Origin of the sequence: Novosphingobium sp. (assembly GCF_036733805.1) — a bacterium.
GTDB lineage: Bacteria > Pseudomonadota > Alphaproteobacteria > Sphingomonadales > Sphingomonadaceae > Novosphingobium.
This window is the reverse complement of sequence record NZ_DAIMZT010000015.1, coordinates 20,654-43,956: the sequence shown is the minus strand read 5'-3', so window position 1 is coordinate 43,956 and position 23,303 is coordinate 20,654. Positions and strand designations below refer to the sequence as shown.

10 protein-coding genes are annotated in these 23,303 nt (G+C 59.9%); 4 read left to right on the top strand and 6 right to left on the bottom strand.

The genetic code is table 11. The annotated features are described in order from the left end of the window. Position 1 precedes the first annotated feature (1 nt). A complete protein-coding gene (locus V7D69_RS05775; RefSeq protein ID WP_333605320.1) occupies positions 2–1,426 on the top strand; it encodes a conjugal transfer protein TraH in 1,425 nt (474 codons plus the stop codon). Between the two features lie 35 nt (positions 1,427–1,461). Continuing rightward, positions 1,462–4,164, top strand: coding sequence for a conjugal transfer protein TraG N-terminal domain-containing protein (locus V7D69_RS05770; protein ID WP_333605319.1), 2,703 nt, complete (start codon positions 1,462–1,464; stop codon positions 4,162–4,164). A gap of 4 nt (positions 4,165–4,168) precedes the next feature. Here the strand turns inward: V7D69_RS05770 and V7D69_RS05765 are convergent, their stop codons facing one another. The 6 genes from V7D69_RS05765 to V7D69_RS05740 form a co-directional block, all read right to left on the bottom strand. Further along, complete coding sequence (locus V7D69_RS05765) at positions 4,169–4,399, bottom strand: hypothetical protein (RefSeq protein WP_333605318.1); 231 nt, start codon at positions 4,397–4,399, stop codon at positions 4,169–4,171. 97 nt (positions 4,400–4,496) lie between these two features. Further along, the gene (locus V7D69_RS05760) at positions 4,497–7,790 is read right to left on the bottom strand and encodes a DUF499 domain-containing protein (protein ID WP_333605317.1); all 3,294 of its coding nucleotides are present in this window, start codon (positions 7,788–7,790) and stop codon (positions 4,497–4,499) included. A gap of 13 nt (positions 7,791–7,803) precedes the next feature. Then, entirely contained in the window at positions 7,804–10,608 is a 2,805-nt protein-coding gene (locus tag V7D69_RS05755; RefSeq protein WP_333605316.1) for a DUF1156 domain-containing protein, read from the bottom strand. Beyond that, positions 10,592–14,842 (bottom strand): sacsin N-terminal ATP-binding-like domain-containing protein, encoded by a 4,251-nt coding sequence (locus V7D69_RS05750; protein WP_333605315.1) that lies wholly within the window; start codon positions 14,840–14,842, stop codon positions 10,592–10,594. Before V7D69_RS05750 ends, V7D69_RS05755 begins: the two co-directional genes overlap by 17 nt. Beyond that, on the bottom strand, positions 14,839–18,348 hold the full coding sequence (locus tag V7D69_RS05745) for a helicase-related protein (protein ID WP_333605314.1): 3,510 nt from the start codon (positions 18,346–18,348) through the stop codon (positions 14,839–14,841). Before V7D69_RS05745 ends, V7D69_RS05750 begins: the two co-directional genes overlap by 4 nt. Before the next feature lie 22 nt (positions 18,349–18,370). Beyond that, on the bottom strand, positions 18,371–19,234 hold the full coding sequence (locus V7D69_RS05740; RefSeq protein ID WP_333605313.1) for a WYL domain-containing protein: 864 nt from the start codon (positions 19,232–19,234) through the stop codon (positions 18,371–18,373). Positions 19,235–19,340: 106 nt separating this feature from the next. On the opposite strand from V7D69_RS05740, the gene V7D69_RS05735 reads away from it, so the two are divergent. Then, positions 19,341–19,577 carry a DUF2188 domain-containing protein gene (locus V7D69_RS05735; protein WP_333605312.1) on the top strand — a complete coding sequence of 79 codons (237 nt, stop codon included), beginning with the start codon at positions 19,341–19,343 and terminating at the stop codon, positions 19,575–19,577. 44 nt (positions 19,578–19,621) lie between these two features. Then, complete coding sequence (locus V7D69_RS05730) at positions 19,622–22,963, top strand: DEAD/DEAH box helicase (protein ID WP_333605311.1); 3,342 nt, start codon at positions 19,622–19,624, stop codon at positions 22,961–22,963. The last annotated feature ends 340 nt before the right edge of the window (positions 22,964–23,303 follow it).

Here is a 23,303-nt window from a genome sequence, read left to right as displayed (position 1 = left end):
AATGAAACGCGTCATCGCCGCGATCGTCGCGGCCACCCTCCCCCTCGCTAGCGTCTCCGCCGACGTCGGCAGTTCGATGGATTCGTTCCTCAACGATGTTGGCGGCGCGGCGAACGTCAACGGCCCGACCGCCTACCAGGGGCAATCGGCGGGCTATTACAGCCTTGGCAACATCTGGACGCGCTTCCCGCAGAAGACGACCAACATTGCAAACCTGCAACTGCCACGCGCCCGCGCCGGCTGCGGCGGCATCGACATCTTTGCCGGCTCCTTCAGCTTCATCAACGCGAGCGAGATCGTCGCCATGCTGAAGGCGGTCGCGAACAACGCCGTGGGCTTTGCCTTCAGCCTGGCGATCGACACGGTCTGCCCCGAGTGCTCGAAGATCATGCAGGAGTTCAGCCAGAAGGCTCAGCTCATGAACAATCTCAACATCAACAGCTGCGAACTGGCCCAGGGTCTGGTGGGCGGAATCTGGCCCAAGGGCGATCTCGCCGACAAGGCGATCTGCGAGGCGATCGGCAATTCCGAGGGGATTTTCACTGACTATGCGGCCGCCAAGCACGGCTGCGGGACCAAAGGCCAGCGCGCCAGTACCACCGCCCAGGGCGCAGGGAAGTATGACGACGTCAACACGGGCGTCGCGCGCAACTACACCTGGACCATCCTCAAGAAGTCCGCGTTCTTCTCGCCGAACGGCACGTTCGACCAGGAGCTTGCCGAATACGCCATGACGCTCCTCGGCACGATCATCTATGTGCCGCCTAAGGATGACGAGCCGGGCAAGTTCGTGCCGATCGTCGGGGAATCTTCATCCACTCTCGTGACGTCGCTGCTCGATGGCACGAGCGGCAGCAATGTCCTGATCTTTCATTGCGACGAGCCCGACAAGTGCCTTGATCCGGGGTTCAAGTCGCTGAGCCTGCCGGCCTCGAAGGCCCTGCGGCCGCGTGTCTCCGCGCTCATCGCCGGCATGGTCCAGGCGATCCGCGACGATACGGCAATCACCGAGGCGCAGAAGGAACTGCTGCAGGTCTCGTCGGCGCCGCTCTACAAGATCCTGACGGTGCAGGCGGCCTATGGCCGCGGCATGCCGACTGACGATCGTGAGACCTTGGCCGAAATCGCAAGCGTCGATCTGCTGTTTGCCGTTCTCGACCGCATCGTCGGGGAGGCCGGCCGCTCGATGTCGAGCTTCATCGGCGCGGACGAGGCGAAGATCGCCATGTGGCAGGGTCAGGTCAACGTGGTGCGCCAGGCGCTTACCGACCGGCAGGCGAACACGCACCTCAAGGTCAACGCGATCATGCAGATCATCGAGAAGACGGCGTTCATCGAGAACGTCCTCGCAGCCTCCCTGTCTCCGGGCATGGCCGCCTCGCTCGACTGGTCGCGCGGCGTCCAGAACCGCGCCCTCACTCACTGATTCCCCAGAGCGCAAACCCAAGCGGGACACGAGACATGGTCGAAATCTTCACGGTCGGCGGCGGCGATTATCTGGTGAACGTGTTTCAGGCGGTCGCGGCCTGGACCGGCAATGGCGGTTACAAGAGCCTGCTTCAGGTCGTCATGGTGATGGGCCTCGGCCTGTCCGCCCTCACGCTCGCCTTCAATCAGGACTGGCGCGCCTGGATCAACTGGTTCCTGGGCGCGACCCTGATTTACTCCTGCCTGATGGTGCCGCGTCTCGACGTCCATGTGACCGACCGACTCAATCCCAGTCTTGCTCCGGCTAATGTCAGCAATGTGCCCTTGGGTCTCGCACTCATGGCGAGCTTCACCAGCCAGGTGGGCGATTATCTCACCGGCTCGGCCGAGGTCGTGTTCGGCCTACCCGGCGATCTCAATTACTCCAAGAACGGCATGATCTATGGCGCCAGGCTCTATGACGCCACGCGGTCGCTGCGCATCTCTGATCCCGAATTTGCCGCCAACCTCGACGAGCACTTCCGGCAATGCGTCTTCTACGACGTGCTGCTCGGCCGCTATTCGATGAAGCAGCTCGCCGAATCCAACGACATCTGGGCAACGATCGCACCGGGCAGTCAGGCCCGGGCACAGCGCTTCCTGACCCGTGATGCGACCTCGGGCCAGGTAACCTCGAGCATCGTGACCTGCCGGGAAGCTTATGATGCGCTAAACAATCAGTGGGCGGGCCTTGTCGATGACATGGGCACCGTTTTCGGCCGCCAGCTCTATCCCAACCAGACAGCGGCGCTCGCCAAGGCCAAACTGTTCGCCGACCTGCCCGTGGCCTATCAATATCTGAGCGGCGTCTCGGCCAATGCGACCGAAATTTTCAAGCAGACGCTGACGATCAACGCGATGAGCCAGGCGATGCATTCGATGGCCGGCGGCAGCGGGGCGTCGAGTGTCGACGTCTATTCCCAGACGCGCGCCGACATCCAGACCGAACGCACCTATAGCTCGATCGCGAGCAATGCGATGAAGTGGGTGCCGCTCCTGAACATCGTCCTGACTGTTCTGTTCTACGCCCTCTTCCCGGTCCTCTTTCCGTTGTTCCTGCTGCCCAAGGGCGGCCCGGTTGCCCTCAAGGGTTATGTCACCGGCTTCTTCTATCTCGCCGCCTGGGGGCCGCTTTTTGTGATCCTGCACATGATGCTGATGTACAAGGGCGCCACCGACATGGCGGCGGTCGCCGGAAGCAATGGCCTCAGTCTTGCGAGCTTTACTGGCATGGCCGACGTCAACAGCGATATCGGGCTGCTGGCAGGCTACCTTATAGCCTCGGTGCCCTTTCTCGCCGGCGGGGTCGCCAAGGGCGCGATGGCTATTTCGCACCACGCGACCAGCTATCTCAATCCGAGCCAGAATGCCGCCGAAGAGGCCGCGCGCGAGGCAAGCACCGGCAACGTCGCGCTCGGCAATACCAGCTTCGAGAATTCGACCGTACTGACCCGGCAATTCGCGCAGGGGACGATCGCGCCGAGCTTTACCTATGGCGCCGCTCAGACCCGAACCTTCAGCGAGTCAGGCTCGATGACCACGAGCTTTCCCGAAGGCAGCTACGACCAGATCCCGAACTCGAGCTACCCCTTCACGCCGAGCTTGGGCCAGGAGTTCACCGCGCGCCTGTCAACAATGGCATCGCAGGCTCGTTCGAACAGCGAGAGCTATGCGAATGTCGCGACGGAATCGACCGCCAGCGCTGTGACAAGGTTCCGGGAATTGAGAGATCAGTTCAGCCGCGGCTCGGCTTTCGAGAGCTCAACCGGCACGTCCAACTCCGACAGCATCCAGACCGCCTTCAGCGAGGTCGATCAGGCCTCCACCAATCTGCAACGGCAGTTCGGGCTCTCGCGCAGGGCAGCGGACGACATCACCGTAGCTTGGTTCTTGAACGGAGAAGCTGGCGCGAGCGCTGGCGTGACGAACGGAGTCGCTTCCGCCAACATCGGCGCCAAGGGAGGGAGAAACCAGGCGTGGACCGACAGCGACATTGGCATTGCGTCGGAGGACCGCTCGCGGATCTTCGGTAGCTTGGCCCAGATGTCCGACAGCAGGAATTGGTCGAGTACCCGCGACGGTTTCGTTCGGTCAGTCAGCACCTCTAGCAGCTCCTCAATTTCAAGCTCGGCAAGCGGCATGAACGCGTCCCTCACCGAAGCGCAAAGCTACAGCCGCGAGGCAAGGCGCGCCGAGGAACTTGCCAACCGCCTCGAAAGCCAAGCATCGTTCTTCAAGGGCAACAGCGCGGCAGGAAGCCTCAATCTGTCCCAAGCCTACCGTGAATGGGGATTGGCCGAGATCGAGCGCAACCGAGACTTCTACGGCAATGTTCGGTTCGACGACGTGACCTTCCAGCTCAGCCCGGAAGGCCAAGCGTTGCAGGCCAAGTTCATTGAAGGTTATGCCGAGCAGCTTCGCGACGGGATCGAAGATCGCCTAGTCCTGGCCCCCGGACAGCCCGTGTCCCGTCCGGCTATCTCTGGCGCCGGATCAGTACGCGGGCGCGCGCAGACTGGCGGAGGGGGCTCTGGCACAGTGCCACAGGTGGGCGCCGGCAATATCCATGATGAGGTTCAGAGGGCTCAGGCTGCCGGTCGCCAGAAGATCAGCGGATCAAGAGGACGTCTGGATGCCGTCACAAAGGGAGCACAGGGCGCAAGTGCTGAGGCCGCCGATGATGTCAAAGAGTGGTGAAGCGTCAGCCCTTCAAGGCATCCCAATAGAGCACAAAGCCGGCGAAGATCACGAGCAAAAGGAGGACTACAACCGTCAGGGCTCGCGACCACGGATCGGCCCATGACTTCTTGATCCGATATTCCATCAGGCGATTATCGCGGATCGCCTGATCGATTTCAGACAGCCCTTCCCACTTGCGGGTTCCGCGAGCCTCGGCGTTTTCAATGTCGAAATTCGTCATGATGGCGTTCATCTCATTGCTCCTCGGAACATAGCAGAAACAGGACCGGAGGACAGGAAATTCTGCCCCCCGGCTGCAAGCGCCATCTCTCCTCAAAACCTCCGAAAGGCTATTCGACCGACTTGTCGAGGAAGCCGAGTGTGGTGGCATTTTCGATCAGCGTTCTAACCTTCGCTCGATCCAGGCCGGAGGGAACATCGGCATCGATCTCAAGCCGCAACTTTACCGAGCATCCGGGAAGCGTGGTCAGCTGTTCGACGATGGCCTCGACGACCTGATGGATATCACGCGCGGGTCGGTCGGGAGAGATGAGCACGGAACCACTGAAACGCGTAGGCTTGCGTTCGGGCTGCGGTGTCGGCGTTTGGCCACCACCCGGAACTTCTTCACCCGGTTTTTCAGGTTCGGCCGAACCGGGCTCACCAATAGGATCAGGGGTAGCTGGCTTCGGCCTGTTTGCTTCGGCAACATCCGGTTTGACGATGAGACTGTGGCTGTCGATCACTACGATAGCATTCGAAGCGCGTTCGATGGCGAGTCCCAGATATGTTCCTAAGCCTTCGTCCCATCGCTCAGCATAGGCGAACGGCCCAGGGAGCATGCCGCTGATTGCCGCGTACACCGCCTTGATCAGAACCTCCTGATTCTTGAGGCGTGGCAGATAGACGTAGCGACTGAGATACTCGCGGAGGTCTCGAAGCGAGAGGTGCGGCTTGCCATTCCAGATGTACTTCTGGAGATCTCGATCGAGACGCGTGGGCCCAAGCTCGGTGAGCAACCCCTCTTCGGCGACGAGCTTCTTGCTGGCCCTGGCCAGAAGGCCGTCTTGAGCCGGTATTTTGCCCGACACCCACTCGACGTCTGCTTGAGCGCTCTCCTGAGCAGGATAATGCAAGTAGCACCATGCCTCTTTCAGGCGGGTTTTCACCGTCTCATTGGCTTCTGTCAGTTTGGCCTTGGCGAGCGCACTGTCACTCTGGGTGAGGTTCAGGCGCTCGATGTCTCGAACGATCTCTGACCAGGCCAGCGCCGACCGGACAGCGTCCTTGAGGTTATCCAACTGCCTTGAGTCAGCCGCGATGAACACCAGCATGTTGCGGTAGACGCGCGGGGTGCTGCCACGCTGCATCAAGATGTCCTTGGCCTCGACCAAGGCTTCCGAACCATCGCGCCCATGATGCGGGTGCGCAACGCCCAGCACGACCGCGCGGACGCCGCCGGCTTCATCGGGTACTTCAGCTGAGCTCGCAGGCGCGACCTGGACAGCGTCGAAATGGCCGCGATCGGCAAGGCCGTTTACATACTTGCCCAGTTCCGCATCGATCGTGACATCGACCAGAGCGGCCTCAATCTGTGCGGCCTTGTCCGTGGCTATGCGATTGAGGCTGGCCGCCATCGAGTACCAATACCGGCCAAGGTCCGAATGCATGAATTTGGCCTGGTTAGTTAGTCGCCGGAGTGCGTCTCCAAAAATGGCCGGCCTCTCGCCGGGTTGGACAACGCCAAGATTTATCTGCTTGTCGTCGAGGCCGGTGTTCTGCTGCTGATGCGTCGGCGCAGTTCCCATGAAAATCGCGCGCGCCACGCGGCGCGTCGCCGAGTAGCGGTTGAGGTTGGGAGCTGATTGATCGACCTTGTACGGGGTAGACGCAGTGCCATCGACGTCGCCCGCGATGATCGACTGCCAGCTTACGTCCAGATAGTGAAGCAGCTCGGGCTCCACCCGAGGCGAACTGACTGCAACGCTACCGGGCATAATCATGACGGAGGGGTCGCCACTCATCCACAGTTCGTGAATGGCCTGCGCCATCAAGCGAAGCACACCACGTGTGCGCTGAAACTTCTCGAGCGAGCCCCAGCAGGTGTAAAGTTGGTCGAACAGTTCGGGGTGGATCGGATAGGCCTTTTCCAACTTACGCCGATAGTCCTCGTCGGCGCAGCCCTGCGGGAAGTCATTGGCATTCTCGCGGTACAGCTTGGCAAATTGCTTGAGGGTGTTGTCGCGGTGGTGGAACCGGTCGCCCGGTATCTCTTTGAAGAGCCGCCGGCGGACGATCTCGTAGCTCTCCTCCTGGCTGGCGGGTCGCCAAGAGGACTCCACACGGCTGAATGTCTGTTTCAATCGCGCCAGCGCTTCTTGACCGCCTTCGCCGCCAACTTCGATCTGCGATGCTGGAAGAGATGCGACCAACAGCGTGCCGGGACTGGCTTTCACAGCCTCGGTCAACGACTGTACAAAAGACAGGTTTGCGTCGAACGAGCCCGAGGGAAGCCCCTCCACTTTGTAAATCTGCCGCAAGTAGGCGACCCATTCGTCGATCAGAATGAGGCACGGCGCATACTTCTTGAATATCGCTTCGAGCAGGTTTGAGCCGGGCGCGATCCCATTGGCATCGTTCTCGGCAATCAGGTCAAAGGCTTCGGCCCCGCCCAGCTGCCAGGCTAACTCGCCCCATGTCGTCCGGATCTTGCGGCCTCCGTCTGCGTTGAGCACGTCTTGGGGGCCGCGCGACGTTCCAACGAGCACAGCCCGGTTGATATCCTTCGGCACGGTGAGCCCATACTGATCGAGCAGCTGATCCAGGCCCGAAAGGTCCTGAACTGGCGTGGGTCCCGCCATATGGTAGAGCGCCAGCATTGAGTGCGTCTTGCCGCCGCCAAAATTGGTTTGCAGTTCTACGACTGGGTCGCCTCCACTTCCTGTGAGACGCTTGGCAGCGCCGACCAACAGAGTGCTCAGACCTTCGGTAAGATAGGTGCGGCTGAAAAACTGCCGTGGATCGCGGTACTCGGGAGGCGCGCTGCCTGAATGTACCTTGGCGAGGTCAGCAGCAAATTCGGCTTGCTGGAATTCACCAGTGGCGACGTCCTGATGCGGCTCCACCACCTCGCGCCACGGAAGCAGGCCGGCTACCGTTTCGACTGAAATTTCCAGTCGCTGAGTCTTGCGGCGTTCCTCATTGCGCTGAAGTTCGGAAAACTTTGTCCGCAGGATGGTATCGCGCATCTTGCCAAGCTGATCTGACACTTCGCCCGCACTGATTGCTTCCATCAAGCGCCGCATGGAATCGAGAGCACGTTCTGCATCGTCGTAGGTGAAGGTCTCGTTGTGCGAGAGCTTATTGCGGACGTCGAGCAACTCAGAGACGTAGGAACGCTCGGGATGGCCTAGCACGGTAGCGAAGGCATCCTTCCAGAAGGCCATCATGGTCTTGAGCAGGCCTTGCTGATCCCAACCAACTTCGCCAGCGGAATTGGGCCGCAACCCCTGAACGCGCTGCACTACCTCCAGCTGCCAATGGCCCTTGATGGAGCTTTCCAGACGCTTCTCCACGAAGGGCGTGAGCGCCGAGGGGAGCAATTCCATGCCTTCGAAAACATATTGCCGCGTGCTTTTCGCCACGTCGAAATTCCCCTCAAATGTCCATATTCATCTGGCGATTGCCACTGGTGTCGTGGATAGCTGCCGCCTGTCGCGTCAGTTCAGCCCAATCGGCGATCAAGGCGTTGTAAGACGTAGCCTCCTTCGCATCTTTCCGCTTGTTGGCGCTGATGTCGTAGAGGCAATAGGCGAGATCCTTCACGGCCTCGGCGTGGGTGTTGATCTTCTTGAGCAGAACTCCCGTGCTGTGAGAAATGCCGTCCTTCTCATGCTGCCTGACCAGGTGCTGGAGACACTCCCATACAGTCAGGTGACGGTCGTCTTCCGGATCCCAATCGTTGTCGAGTTCGTCACGCGCGAGGATACGGACTTTGCCGGCGGCGCTTTCGACGATCCCGGCGTGCTTTACGCTTTCAACGGAAATACCACGAGCCCGGGCGAGATTATCGGCGATGCCGTAGTCCCCTTTGCCGTTCCCGTTCTGCTCGAACCAGGTAATTGCGAACCGGGTGTCTGCGTCGAATTCACCCTGGATTCCGCCTAGATATTCGTCGAGTTCCCGGTTGATGAGCTGAAGTGCGGTCTTCACGCTCATCGGGCTATCGTCGGATTCGAGGACGGCTTTGTAGCGCGAGAATACACCCATGCCGGGGCCGATGGCTGATTGCGGCATATCCGCCGGCGCAATGTTAGCGGCCTGAAGCTCGGAAATAGCTGGTGGCAGTTCACGTTTCAGGGCGCGAATGAACTCGGCGCGGGTAATACTCTCAGCCGTGGTTTCCTTCTTCCGGCAAACCAGAACGACAGAGTTGGCGAGAGCATTCGTCCCCGAAGCGATCATGCGGTTCGCCATTTCAGTGCGCATCGGCCAAGTACCAACGACGGCGTAGCCCGCTTCGACAACGGCTTGCAGAAAGGTCGCCCAACCAGTCGAGCTGATACCCTCTTGATCAATTTCGTTCTGCTTGAAGGCATAATAGATCGTCGCCGGAAACGTGTCCGATGACTGCTCAGCCATATTGGCGATGGCGCGACTCATCCCATCAAGGAAAAAACGCTCAGCGGCCTCTCGCCCTCCATGGCGATACGGCGTTGCGACAAGCTCCTCCGACTTGGGGGTCGCAAGGACAGAGAAGATATCAGGATAAACTTTCTGAATATTTGGCTTCATCCAACAGTAGAAAAAGTCCGATAGATCTGCGTATCCAATATTGTCGTAATAAGGTGGATCACATGAAATGACCGTCCTCGATGGGTAATCGACGGTCTGAGCATCCTGGTTTCGCACAATGCCCTGCGAAAAGGGTTGAAAGCGGTCCAGAACCTTTGAAACTGTTGTCGCACTGACAAGAAAATCGCCAGCAGCCCCTGCGAAAGGGTTTGCCTCGAAAAAGTCCCACGACATGGGGATGGCCTGGCGACTGAACATATTCTTCAGCTGCGTTTTGTCCGCAGCCCATCGGCAGATCGTGTTGCAGCTATCGGCAAGCCTACTTCCCGCCAACCCTAGATAGACGCTTATTGCCTCAGCATAGGCCTGAGCTCCGGTGCCTCCATCACGCAACGGGGCGGTGTCGGCCGCGAGACCTGCGGCTCGGGCATCGGTCTCAATCTGCGCTCGCGCCTCATGCACGAGAGCGCTGAAGGTGTTCAGAGCCACCAACTGGCGATCGGTGAAAAGATCACCGAAGGTCGTCAGGCCGTAGTCCACAGTCCAGAAATTGCGGGGATCGTTCGGCAGGCTGGTTTCCGGCTTCCACTCGGGCTTTGCCGACAGAGCCAGTGTTTCATGCGCGACCGAAGGCGCGACATAGCCTCGGCTGCGATTACCATCGGCGACAATGGCGATCAGCGTCTGACCGACTTTGCCGGCACGGCCGTTGCTCTTCACATAGTCGGGAGTGATCGCAGTATCAGACATAAGGCAGCGAAAATTCGCGCCACGGCCTGCTTTGGTCCCTTCCTTGGCGGCCGCGATCTCCGCTTTGGTGCCGCCATGCCTGATCCGATAGGTAATGGTCTTAGCCTGTTTATCGACAATGGGCTCGACCCAAGCCTCTTTGCCAGTCTTGGTGCTGAGCAAGAAGCTTGACGCGATCGGCACCTCGACGTTGGCGAACGCGGGATCGGGACTAGGCACAGTTCTCGACCAGATCCAACCAATCACCGTGGCCTCGCCGCCGCCGTACTCCTTTGGCAGATCTACCTGCGGATAGAGGTGCCCGATCCGCTCCCACGCCTTCTCCCGCATCCACTCGCCATAGTATTTGACGTCCTCGGCAAGACCCTCAGCGTTGCGATAGAACTGCCGATCCTTAGCGCCTGGGTGGATCGGCTTCTGGTCTTTGAACTTAGGGGGGATTTCGATCATGGCCTTGCCAATCATCACGGCAACCGGGTTCAGGTCAGACCCATAGGCGGGCAGACCAAGGCGCTGCGCCTCGAGCGGGATCGACCCACCGCCCGAGAACGGATCATAAACCGGCGGCAGTTCACCCCCGCAGCTCCTTCGGATTTCAGCGCGGGCGCGTTCCAGCACTTCCTCGTTGGTCGAGTTCTCCCACTTCACCAGGTCCTCAATGATGGCAAACAACCGCTTGCGCTCGACCTCCTGCGCCTCCGGCGTGGGGAAGTTTTCGAGATCGCTCGACGGATCATCGACAAGCTGCGAGAACAACACTGCGCGGCATGCCGCCAGTGGTCGTCGCGCCCACCACAAATGCATCGTGGACGGGTGCCCATGTCGGATCGACTTTTCGCGTGCGGAGGCGGCGTTGATCGCTTCGAGCGGGATCGCAACCTCGATCAGCTTCTTTTTGATGTTAGGTATCGAGGTCATAAACCAGCCTATAAGTCGCAGGGTGAATGGTGATCTCACCGCCTTCGCGCATGGCGCACAGGCGTGTTCCCGTCATTTCAACGGGCTCGCCGTCCGGAGTTGTGAGGATGAAGGAATAGTCGTCTGGGCGTTGGTCTAGCAGGCCCCAGACGTCGGCCTCGATCTGCAGAGGCTCAAGCTCCAGGCAATGCTCCTTGGGATAGTAATGGCAGAGCACTTCACCGGACGAAGACCGGCACTCCCAAGGAAATCTGCTACCGTTCGCGCGCCCGATCCAGCTGCCATCGGAGTGGAAAAACCTCTCGTCTCCGTCAGCCTTATAGCCCTTCGCATAGGCAAATCGGGCAATAACACTTGGCCGTGCGGGTCTAGGCGCCGGACGCGGTTTCACGAGGATATCGGTAGGCGGCAATTCTCGATCAGGTTCGGCTGGGCGACCCGGATACTCGGGCGCCGTCACCGGTTCGTCGTCCGCCTCATCAATCAGCACGTCATCGGTTTCGACATCGTCGGCGTCGGAGAACTCAGGACGTGGGGGCTGCGGCGGCTCTTCCGCATCGGCATCTTGTCCATGCCGATCGGCGTGATCGTGGCCTTGCTCGCCGGGAGTCGGCGCCTCAACTCGCTCCGGCCCAAGTGAGAAATTCTCCTCAAGGTAAGCCTGGATGTCCTCCGGCGACCGCTCAAAGGCATAGGCGAGCGCGGCCTGGATATCGGAGCTGAGCGACTTGCCAATCTCCTCCGGTACGCGCTTTGCCAACTTGGCCTTGGAGAGCGGCGTAACAAACAGCGTGCCGTCATGCCAAAGGATGTCGGTCAGCCTAGCCGTGCCGGCGGGAACGCCGTCCAAATAGGGGACCACCTCGAGCTTGGGCGCGGCAGCCCAAGTAGTCCCTTCGATCACCATCGCGACATGCCGCACCCGCTCGGTTTCACCAGCATCGGCAAGTTCGATCCGGCCAAGCTGCCTGCCGAACGCCGTCAACCAGGCGCGGCGCTCCTGGAGGCCGCCTAGCAACGATGGTTGATTGAACCGCTCGTCGACGAAGTGCGAGAGTGCCGGAAGCGCTGCGAACGGCGGCGTTTGCATGACATCCGCAGCCAATCTCTGGCAATCTGCGGTCTTGCGCTTGACCCAGTCATGGAGGTGACTCCACTTGATCAGCCCCTGGAGACTAAAGGCGTATTCAAGCGTGCCCACCGGCGCCCACTCGCCAAGCAGGTTCATCCAGTTCCCGCACTCTTGCCATATCCGGATGGGATATTTGACAATAAGCGCCCGTACGCGCCGGGCTTCATCGGCCGCGAGCGTTGAACCAGATTCGAGCGAGTTCAGCCATTCCAGGGCAATATCTGCCGACGGTCGATCCGCTACACCGACCCGACGCCAAAGACTGAGATCGCCGATCGAAGCCCGAATGATCGGGGCTCCAGGGACATCCTCCTCGTCCGCATGAAGAAAGACAGTAGTTGCCGAAACCCACGAACCGTCGTGCGCCAGGATCAGCTTTTCAGTTTGGAAGGCATCCTTGACGCTTTGGGCATCCGCGGTCGAGCAGCCATCCAACATTCCGTCGAGGCGCCGATACCATTTTTCGACTTCAAGGACCGGAGCGCGTTGCGCGCCGGCAAGTGCTCGTAGTCGCTTGAGCAATTGCTCCGGACCGCTCGGCGTTTTCCGAACGCCCAAAAGGTCCAATAACGGGCGCGTCGCTTCCCGATCCAGAATGCCCTGAACGAACGGTTCGACGTCGATGAAGGACTCGGTTTCCGGGGTTCGGCGGAGAAGGTCGGCGGGAATGTGCGGCGTGTTGCGCGTATCGGGAAGGCAGGGTTTTTCGCGAAGCTTGAGTATCCAGCCCGCAGCAAGCGTGTCCCAACTGACGGCGCGCCTTGAGCCGGTGGTGGCGATCTGAACGATGCGGGCACCGGACGCCCTGGACCAGTAGGTTTCGCGCTGGGCGAAAATTCGCGCTGCCACTTTTGTCCAGAATGACGGATCGTTCGCAGCCTCGGCCTCCCAATGCCGCCAGTAGTCCGCTGCATAATCCCAGTCTTCGATCTCGAAGCTGTCGGTAACATAGTGATATGACAGGGCGGTCTTTTGACCGCGTGCCTTTGCCTCCGCGACTATCCGCGACCGGCCGTAGATCGAGATTCTCTTCGAAGCCAAAGGCGCAAAAGTCTGCAGGCCCGAGCGACCCGAGCCTACCCACCGCAGCCACTCATCCCGCGAGCATGAAGTGAAGCTCGCCGAGTAGTCCTGATGGAGAAGCTGTGTTTCCTGCACGGCCTTCGGCAGCAAGGCATCGAGGGTCCCATCCTCGTCGAACAGGATCGTGTGGTTGGTTCCGCGCAGCTTCCGATCGGCTGCCGCATATCGAAAGGCCGCTCCAGGGGTTGCGTTCAGCTTTGCTGCGATCTGGGCGATGCGTACGCAATCTGCCATCTTTGGCTGGCCGGATGAAAAATAGGCCTCCGCAACAAGTTCGATGACCGAGTTGACGTCGCTCGTATCGTTCAAGCCGATCTCTTCGAGGACATCCAGCGCTGCCTGGGCAGGATCCTTTCGCTGGTCCTTGGCACCGGCCTTCTCCCGCCGCTGATCGGCCAAAAAGCGGGTCCAATTCTGATTCAGAACAATCAGGTGTTCGGAAAGGAACGACCAATCGTCATCGGACTGAAGCAGCTTTTTCTCGCCGAGGCGCACGACCTCGGCCGCAGAATACAGGACGTCCTGACCTTGAACAGGAACGATGCGGAGCGCGGATGGATCGCTGCAATCGTACCCTGTTACCTCGGGCGCAATATAGGCCCAGAGATTGAGCAAGTGCCGCCAGGTCGCCGGCCGAGGCAAATGGACTTCGGACAAGCGCTCCAGCAGATCGTCCTTGGTAAACTCCTCGACGAAACCCCAGTTCTTGAGCTTTGTCCGATTGGCCGCCGAGACATGCCGCAGGAACGCCGGCCGGCCGGCTTCATCCAGCAAAGCCATTGCCTGCTCGGCTGGCCAGACCTCGAAAACAGCGGGCGGCATGATGATCGCCGCCTTGCCGGAAACGAGCTTCCCCTCGTCCGTGAGCAGGATCGGCTTTTCCTGGATCGCAGCATTAAAGGCCAACTCAGTGATAGCCGCGCACATGCCTTCAAGATCGCTCGCCTTCCGGTCTACGTCAGGAAGGAGACCATAGGCGACTGCACGATCCTGAAGGCCGATTGAGGAGTCGCCAATCCATTGCTCCATCGCTTGCGCGGCGAGCTGGCCGGCACGCTCGAGAAGCCAGCGGTTAGTCGGCGAAATCGCCGGATCCTTGATCTTGAGCCGGGCGGGGTCCTGAATGAATGGCGCATTGCAGGCGAATGGCAGTTTGGTTTCCACGCCTGTGGGGAGGACAACGTACAATCTGCCCTTGGCGCCCAGAACGATCTCAACGCGGCATGGTGGAAATTCCCCACTGTCCTCCACGCCAAGCATGCGCTCCTGACGGATCTCTTCCAAAGCCTCTGCCGGAAAGGCTTCTTCGTTCGAACGGACCAGCAGGAACGGGTCCTCCGCCTTCTCGTCGAGCGCCATCCATTCGCTTTGCTCGACCGGCCCGGCACCGAGACTCTGCCAGTGGACGGATTGATCTCCGATCCGCAGCTTTCGGATATTCCTGAAAAACAGGAGCGACACCGGGCTCTTGAGCCATTCGGCCAGATTCTTTTCGACCTCTTGGCGGCGAAGGTCGCTTGAAATCGCCACCTCGACCCGGGTTGTGCCCGAAGTGAGGGATTTCCCGGGCATCCAGTGAGGCTGAGTGAACCGGCCACGATCAAATTCGATGGCGAGAGTGGGTGTCAGAAGTTCAACGCGATCGCCCAGGCTGAATGTGCTCTTGAAGCCGATCCCCCGGAAACCGATCGTATGAAGCGCGCGCTTGTTCGAGTAGCCGAAGCGACAGATCGATGCGAAGTGCGCCTCGATGAAATCCTCGCCATTATGTTCGAACACGAAGCGGCCGTCTTCGATCGAGACATTCGCCTCGCTTGCGCCGGCGTCATCGGCGTTCTGAAGGAGTTCCGACAGGATATGGCGCGGACTTTGGACCTGTTTGAAAAGCTGGTGCCATGGTCCCGCGAGTTCCGGATCGGCTTCCAACTGGTCCCAACGCGCGGAAGCACGCGCCCTGATCCCCTCGAAATAAGGTGGAGGCAGGCTCGTGCTCTTGATTGGCTTTGCGCTCGAACTCATCGCGGCGCCTCCGACCGCTCCAACAGGCGGGGAAGGTGGAACTGAACTGCGGTCTCAAGGAATGACGGCTCCCGATCGACGAGAGGACCGCGGACATAGCGAGGCTCGTTCCTCACACCCTCGGCGACCGCGACGATTGCCAGGATGAACTTGTCCGGTTCGTGCAGGGAAGTGATGATCTCCTGGCGTGTAACCATCACCGAGTTCGCTCCATCGATCCGCCCCTTGACCTCGATGAAGCGCATGTGCCCTGATTCTGGATCGTAGGATTCAATGTCGTAGCCAAGCTTCTTGGCGGAGACGTCGACGGGCCTGTTTCCCAGCCCCGTCTCGGCAGCAATGACCGCTGCCATTGCTGCCATTTCGATTTGACGGCGTGCAGCCGGATCGACTGCAAACTGATCAGGAATCGCATCAGTCGACGATTGGCGCGCCGCCAGCAGTCCACTCGGGATGACCACCATTCCCCCGCGCACGCGGGGCGGTTGCGAGGAAATGAAGCGTTCCTTTTCGAGCTGGTCCATGCGGCGCTTCTGACGTTCGGCGAGGTCCTCAGCGCGACGCTGTGCGTTCTGCCAGTTCAGGCGCGTCTTCTTGCCTGCCTTCTCCTCTTCCTTAAGTTCGAACGCCCGGGAGTCCCAGTAATTGATTTCCTTCTTGAGCCGCGCGCGAACTTCCTGCTCGACCTTGTCGATCTCGGGAATTCGCCGTGCCTTCACTTCGGCGACATGCCCCTGCGCGAGCTCGACTGTGGCGAAGCGGATCGCGGCCTTCTCGAGTTCGCTGGTGAGCCAATCTTCCTCGAGAAGATCGCGGACCGACCCGACTTCCTCGCTCGTCGCTGGCCGAAGATTTAGGTGAGGCGCGATCCCTGCGTTCACCGTCTTGCCAGACTTGTCGATGGCCGCAAATTGAAGCCGCTGGGATATCACATGCGGCTTTCCGAGGCTTGTGAGCCGCCCGTCCTGGATCGTATGTTCCAGCAGGAAGATAGCGGACAGGTTATCTCCCCCGTCGGTGTCATCCACCAGTATGGCTCCTTGACGCATGATTTGCTCATACTGTTCGCGGACGAGGCTGATCACCGCTTCAAGGAGGGGGTGTCCGGGGCAAACGAAAGCCGCAACGGGCTGCTGGTTGATCTTGTCCTTCTCGAAACAGATCCGTTCGTACTGCTTCTGGATCGGAGCGCCTGTCCCAATCTGGCGGTCTCTCTCGCGTATGCGAACCGGAACGTGCGTGATCTCCCAACGCCCCTCCTCCCGCCGCTTGATCCGGCCGCCCAGATGCTCGAACGCCTCGACGAAGAAGCTCTGAATGTGATGGGGTTGAAGCCGTAGCGCCTCCGCGCGCTCCATTTCGAGACGAAGTTCTTCGACAGCGGCAGCGGGCATCGTGTCGTTAGTTAAGGCCCGCCGACGCAGCAATTCGAGCAGATGAGCCTGATCGACGGCACCATCGACTTGCCGGAAAAGACGGGCTTTGACCTCATCCTGCTCGCCATACTGGATGGCCTCGAACAGGAGATCCTTGAGCGCGGTTCCCTCGAATAGTTCGCCCAGAACATCATACACCCGGCCGCCCAAGGCTTCGCGGGCCGCTTCGAGCTTTTCCAGAAGCCGGGCGTAGACTTCACCTTCGCGCGTGTCAGCCGCTACGAGGTTCCAGAGGTGACAGACTTCGGTCTGGCCGATGCGATGGATACGACCGAAGCGCTGTTCGATCTTGTTCGGATTCCAAGGCAGATCGTAGTTGACCATCAGATGCCCACGCTGAAGGTTCACACCTTCGCCCGCAGCATCGTTCGCAATCAGGACCACGAGGTCCTTGTCCTGCATGAAGCGCTCGACCACCTTGCGGCGCTCCTCCCGCGAAACGCCGCCATGGATCACATCGACCGCCTCGGGATTGCCGAGACGCGCGCGAACCTTGTCCAAGAGATAGTGAAGGGTGTCCTTGGGCTCGGTGAAGATGATGAGTTTGCGCCGATTGCCCGCGGCATCGACCATCAATTCATCGTCGAGGATACGATTCAGTTGGCTCCATTTGGTGTCGACGCCAGAGCGAAGAACACCCAGCGCCATGGACTCGAGGCCCTTGAGAGTCTCGACCTCGAGAGCAAGCTGCTCGACCGTTTCTGCAGTGGTCGCTCCGGTCGAAATCAGGTCTTCAAGCTCGTCGATCTCCTCCTGCCCGTACTCCTCGATGTTCCGGAGCATATCGACGTTGACCGTCGGCTCGCCTATGCCCGAGCGGCGCCCTTTTGCGGCGAGGCGGGCCTCGCCCAACTCATTTTCAAGCCGTTCCCGGCGTCGTTTGAGTGACTGGTAGATCGCGGCTGGCGAGGACGCGAGACGCCTCTGAAGGATCTGGAGAGCGAACCCGACATTGTTGCGCTTCTTTCCGTCACCTTCGGCGAACCGCTGCACACGATTCATCTCGGTGCGGACATACTCCGTAACCGCCGTGTAGAGGGTAGCTTCGCCCTCGGACAGCTCGTACTTGACGGTTCGGGCACGACGCTCCGGAAAAAGCGGGCGCCCATCGAATTTGAGCAACTCCTCCTTCGTCAGACGCCGCATCATGTCCGCGGTGTCGGCATAATGGACGCCGTCGCGGAACCGGCCTTCAAAGCGGTCGCCATCGAGCAACGCCATGAACAGCTGGAAATCCTCCTCCTTGCCGTTGTGCGGCGTGGCGGACATGAGCAACAGGTGCCGGCAGACTTGGCCGAGCTTCTGCCCCACTTGATAGCGCCGCGTATATTTGACCTCGCCGCCGAAGTAGGTTGCCGACATGCGATGGGCTTCATCGCAGATGATGAGGTCCCATTCCTGCGCGCTCATGAGCTTTTCCTGGAGCTCTTCGTTGCGCGCCAGGACATCGAGGCGGACGATCATTCGATCGCGGTCGCTAAAGGGATTGCCCGACCGTGACGTCTCGATCATGTCCCGGCTGAGAATGTCGAACTCGAGATTGAATTTCTGGCCCAGTTCGTCCTGCCATTGCTCGACGAGGCTTCCCGGCGCGACCACCAGGCAACGCTCCAGGTCGCTGCGCGCAATCAGCTCCTTCATAAGTAGGCCCGCCATGATCGTCTTGCCCGCACCCGGATCGTCGGCGAGCAGAAACCTTAGAGGCTGGCGCGGCAGCATTTCGGCATAGACTGCGGAAATTTGATGCGGGAGGGGATCGACCAGACTCGTGTGAATAGCGAGATAGGGATCGAAGTAGTGCGCCAGCTTGATCCGGTTGGCCTCGGTCACCAAGCGCAGGAGAGCGCCATCGGCGTCGAACGACCAAGGCCGCCCGCCTTGCTCGACCTCTAGGCGATGCTCGTCGTCTCGATAGAGAACGGCCTCGGCAACGATTCCATTGTGGTCACGGAAAACGACATTGATCGCCTGATCGCCTATCCAGTCGATGGACAGAACCTGCGCGGATTGGTTCGACGCAATACCGCGCACCGATGCCCCGTTCTTGATGTCCTCAAGCTTGGCCGCCATCAATCAGTCCCCCGCGCAAGCGTCATAGTTGAAACTCAGCCTTTTCCAGCGCGGCTTCAGTCTCTTTGCGATTTATAGTCACGATATGCTGGGTGCGGGCACTCAATTTCGACGCATCCCCGAGCAAACCCAGACGCTTCAGAACATAAAACAGCATGGCATAGCGAACGGACATGTGTCCGTTACCTTGCTCAAATCCATAGTCCTTTGCGACGACCTTTTTCTGGCTTTCGGTCAGCTCGGGATGCGGCCCGATTATCACGTCGAAATAGTTGTTCCAGAGCCAATCCTGCTCACCGCCGGCACCAGGATCACCTTCGTTACGAACCTCTAGAATTCGGGGAAGGAGGAAGTCCTTGAAGCGCTCCTCAAGGTGACAGTAGGCGCGCGTATGCCAACGGAAGCCGTCGAAGCCAAAGGCGTGGGGGGTAATCCGACGCCAGGTTGGGTCCGGCCGTCGTGAATTCATGGATTGATAAAAGACCTCGATCGACGTGCGCTCGCGGACGGCATCCAGCGTCCTGCGCAAAACCTCGATGCCAATGTCCCGTTTGGGTGTCATCGCGACATCGGCAGCAGGCAGAGTCGCGATCCAAGATTCCCCCGGAGGGATAGCGCCTTCGGTTACTGAATGCAGCTGTGACAGGTAGGCGTAAGGATCGGGATCCATGAACCGAAGCGTGAACCGCTTTGCCGCGACATAGCGCTTGCCCCGCTTATCATACTCCATGTTTCCAGGCGCCCGCTCCTGATAGAGCGTCAGATCTTTCGATGCCTGCGGAACGGAAACGCCAAAAAACTCGGTCAGGTCGGCGCGATTGATCGCCCCCTCCCAGAACAGGCGGAATTCGATGAATTCAAGCCGCTGCTCGACACCCCAGCGCATTTCCACCTCTCAATACGACTATAAACTATACCCACTTGACATCGTAGTCAGTATAGTTCCTATATGCATCTGCCATTCAGGAGTCAACGCGAAAGGAGGGCATTCCATGGCAGACAGGTACGTCACCAAGCATCCCGACGGCTGGGCAGTAAAGGCCCCCAAGGCGGGTCGCGCCAGCAGTGTGCATAAGACGCAGCAAGCAGCCGAACAGGCTGCCAAGCAGACCGTGCGCAATCTGGGCGGAGGAGAAGTCCGGATTCAGGGTCGTGACGGTCGCTGGCGCGACTCCGATACCGTGGCGCCAGGTAACGACCCCAATCCCCCCAAGGACAAGAAGCACTGATAGCCGGCGCCGGGGGAACGGCGTTCAACATGAGGTAAAGACGGATGGCGTCGCGCAAGCAGCAGACCGTGAATGGGCAAGCGGGGCTTTTTGACGACGAAGTCCGCTTGCTCATCCCCCAACGGCTAGCTGTCGAAGGCAAGGTTCTGGGGAGCCCGGTGCGCCAACTGGATGTCCCTTCATCTCTTGAAACCTGCCGCTTGCGTCCCTTTGCGGTTCGCCGTGTGAACGGATACGAGACGACCCTGTCTTCAGGGGAAACGCTCAAGATCATCAACAGCAAGACGTCCACCGAGCTGGACGCAGATCTGGTCTTGCTGGTGCCCGCGGCGGCCGAGCCCAAGGCAATCGTGGATGCGCTGGAAGCAGGTCAGGGTCGCTGGATAAACATCACGCCGACCAATATCGCCGCGCTCGATCGGAATGCGCGCAATGAGCGATTGGCCGCGGTTTCACGTTCATGGCAAGACGCATTCCATCTGCGCGAGGGAAAGCCCGCCACCGACGATAGGCCAGCCCAACATGGGCTTCGCAGGCCTCAAGTGGGCGCTCTGCACGCGGCACTGGCTCATTCAACGCGTTCGACCGACCCTGCCACGATCGTGATGCCCACGGGCACTGGCAAGACGGAAACCATGCTTGCCCTGAATGCACATCAGCGGTTCAGCCGGTTGCTTGTTGTGGTTCCAACCGATGCGCTTCGCGAACAGATCGCGAGCAAGTTCGAGACCTTCGGCGTTCTCAAACAGCAGAGGTGCCTTGATGCCACTGCGGCATTTCCATTCGTCATGCGGCTTTCGCACATCCCCCGGACGCCGGAGGAGGTGGACGAGATATTCGAGAGCGCAAATGTCGTGGTCACGACCATGCAGATCGCAGGGCGCGCCGAAGCTGAGGTCCAGGAAAGGATGGCCGGGCGGGCCTCGGCGCTGTTCATCGACGAAGCCCATCATATCGGCGCGCCGACATGGGCACGCTTTCGCGGCCTGTTCGTCGAACATGATCCGCCCTTGCCGATCGTTCAGTTCACCGCCACGCCGTTCCGTGAAGATGGTCGTCGTGTCGATGGCGAGTTCATCTACACCTACCCGCTCAAGAAGGCGCAGGCGGAAGGCTACTTCAAACCAATCCGCTTTGAAGCGGTCTTTGGTCTCGACCAGGCAGATGCCGACGCAGCTATTGCCGAGAAGCTCGGCGAAGTTCTTCAGGCCGATCTTGGCCAAGGGCTCAATCACCTCGCGATGGCGCGCTGCTCGACGATCGATCGGGCCAAGGAACTGCACCAGATCTACAGTGCGATGTACCCCGAGTTTCGGCCGGTCATCGTCCACAGCCAGCAATCGACAAGGGACCGCCGCGACAATCTCGCTGCGCTCCGGCGCTTCGACAGCAGGATCATCATCTGCGTCGACATGCTTGGCGAAGGATTTGACCTGCCCGAGCTCAAGATCGCTGCGCTGCACGATCCGCACAAGAGCATTGCGGTGACAATCCAGTTCGTGGGCCGCTTTACCCGACAGGATCCGCGATTGGGCGACGCCACCGTAATCGCCAACACCGGCGTGGACGACATCGACCGGTCGCTGGCAAAGCTTTACGCGGAGGACGCTGACTGGAATGCGCTGGTTGAAGCGCTGAGCACGGCCAAAATCGATCGGCAAGTTCGCCGCGCCGAGATGTTCAAGGGGTTTGTCGGCGATCTCAGCGACATTCCCTTGCAGACCCTCGAACCCAAGATGAACGCTGTCGTCTACCGCACGTCATGCGATGCCTGGGAGCCCCTACGCGCCGAAGACCTTTACAACGCCGGCGTCTATCTCGGCATGAAGGTCAATCCACACCAGCGCGTCGCCATCTTCGTCACGCGTTCGGAGGAGGTAGCCGGTTGGACGACGGCCCAACACGCGATCAACGTCGTCTGGGATCTGCATATGATGCACTGGGATCCCGTGAAGGGGCTCCTCTATATCAGCAGTTCGTCAAAAGGCCCGTACGATAGACTGGCCAAGGCTGTCTGTGGTGAGACGACGCGGCGTGTCGAGGGCGAGGAAGTATTCCGCAGTCTTCATGGCTTCAACCGCCTGATCCTGCGCAACCTCGGCCTGACGCACCATCAGGGGCGCGGCGTCCGCTATTCCATGTACATGGGCGTCGATGTCGCGGATGGGCTCGACAACGCCAAATCTCAGTCCCGGATTAAGAACAATGTCTTCGCCACTGGCTTTCTGGGCGGAGTGCCGACCTCCCGCGGCTGCTCCGCGAAGGGAAAGTTCTGGTCCATTACGCCTGTTCGCGACCTCACCGACTGGGTTGAATGGTGCGCGGACATTGGCCAGGCTGTAAACGACCCCGGGATCACGACCGACGGGGTCTTCAAAAGCGCGATGCGTCCCCGCCAGATCAGTGCGCGGCCGGACGTTCCTCCGGTGGCGATCCACTGGCCGGAATCGCTGCTGACCCAGATCGAGGACCGGATCGAGATCAGCTTTGACGACGCACCCGTGCTGTTCACGGAATGCGACATCGAGCTACTCGACCACGAACGGACCGGGCCGCTCAGGTTTGCGGTGCGCAGCGAGGCGCATGCCGCAGAATTCGAGATCGTGTTCAGCGAGGGCGGCGCCCGCTATCCGCAAAAGTCCGGTCCGAAGACCAGCATCAAGGTCGGGGGCAAGGTCAAATCGTTGTCCGAATCCTTCGGCGACGATTCTCCCCAGATCGACTTTGGTGATGGTTCGCTTCTGATCTACAGTCATCTCTACGCCTTGCCGGACGGTGTTTCCGTCGAGCCATATCCCGCGGACCGGATCGAGGCCTGGGATTGGTCCAAGGTCAACATTCGTGTCGAAGCGCAAGGCTTGGAAAAGCGGGCGGACTCCGTCCAACGGCACGTGATCGACATGTTGCTAGCCGATAGCGACGCCTACGATCTTGTGTTCGACGATGACGGCGCAGGTGAGATCGCCGACGTCGTTTCGCTGCGCGTTACCGAAGGCCTGGTCCAGGTCACACTCTTCCACTGCAAATATTCCAGCGCCGATCAGCCCGGTGCCCGGGTCAAGGATCTCTACGAAGTCTGTGGCCAGGCGCAGAAGTCCGCACGCTGGCGGGATCGTCCCAATCGCATGTTCACCCATATGCTCAAACGCGAGAAGCTGCGCCTCGATAAGGGGCAAAGCACGCGCTTCGAGCTGGGAACACCAGCATTCCTCAAAAAGCTCAAGGCGAGCTGGCAGGACTATCGCTACGAGTTCGACGTCCGCATCGTTCAACCCGGTCTTTCGCGGAGCGCCATCTCCGAAGAGGGGCTGCACCTTGTCGCCGGCGTAGAGACCTACCTGCTGGAAACCAGAGGCATGCGCTTGCGCGTAATCGGCAGCGCGTGAGCAGCGCATCCCCCTGCCCTCGTCCGGGCCGATCCGTTACAAAAAGTTCGTGGAACATGTTGGCAATCCTCGCCAGCCGCGGCCAGGTAGGCCTGCACCTTCTCGAGCGTCTTTCGCCGCGGACGGCGACCCGACCTCAGGTCTCCGACCAGTCTCGGATCCCCAGTGACCAATCTGCCAAATGTGCTGGGCGACACGCTGCTACGCACCAAATATGCCTCGATCTGCTCCAGTAGCTCCATCGCCTTCGACTCGCTTTGCGCTTGCGTTCTTGTTATGTTCCTACTAGGAAGGCTTCCTAGAGTCTAGGATCGAATTTCCTAGATGGATGCGATAGGAC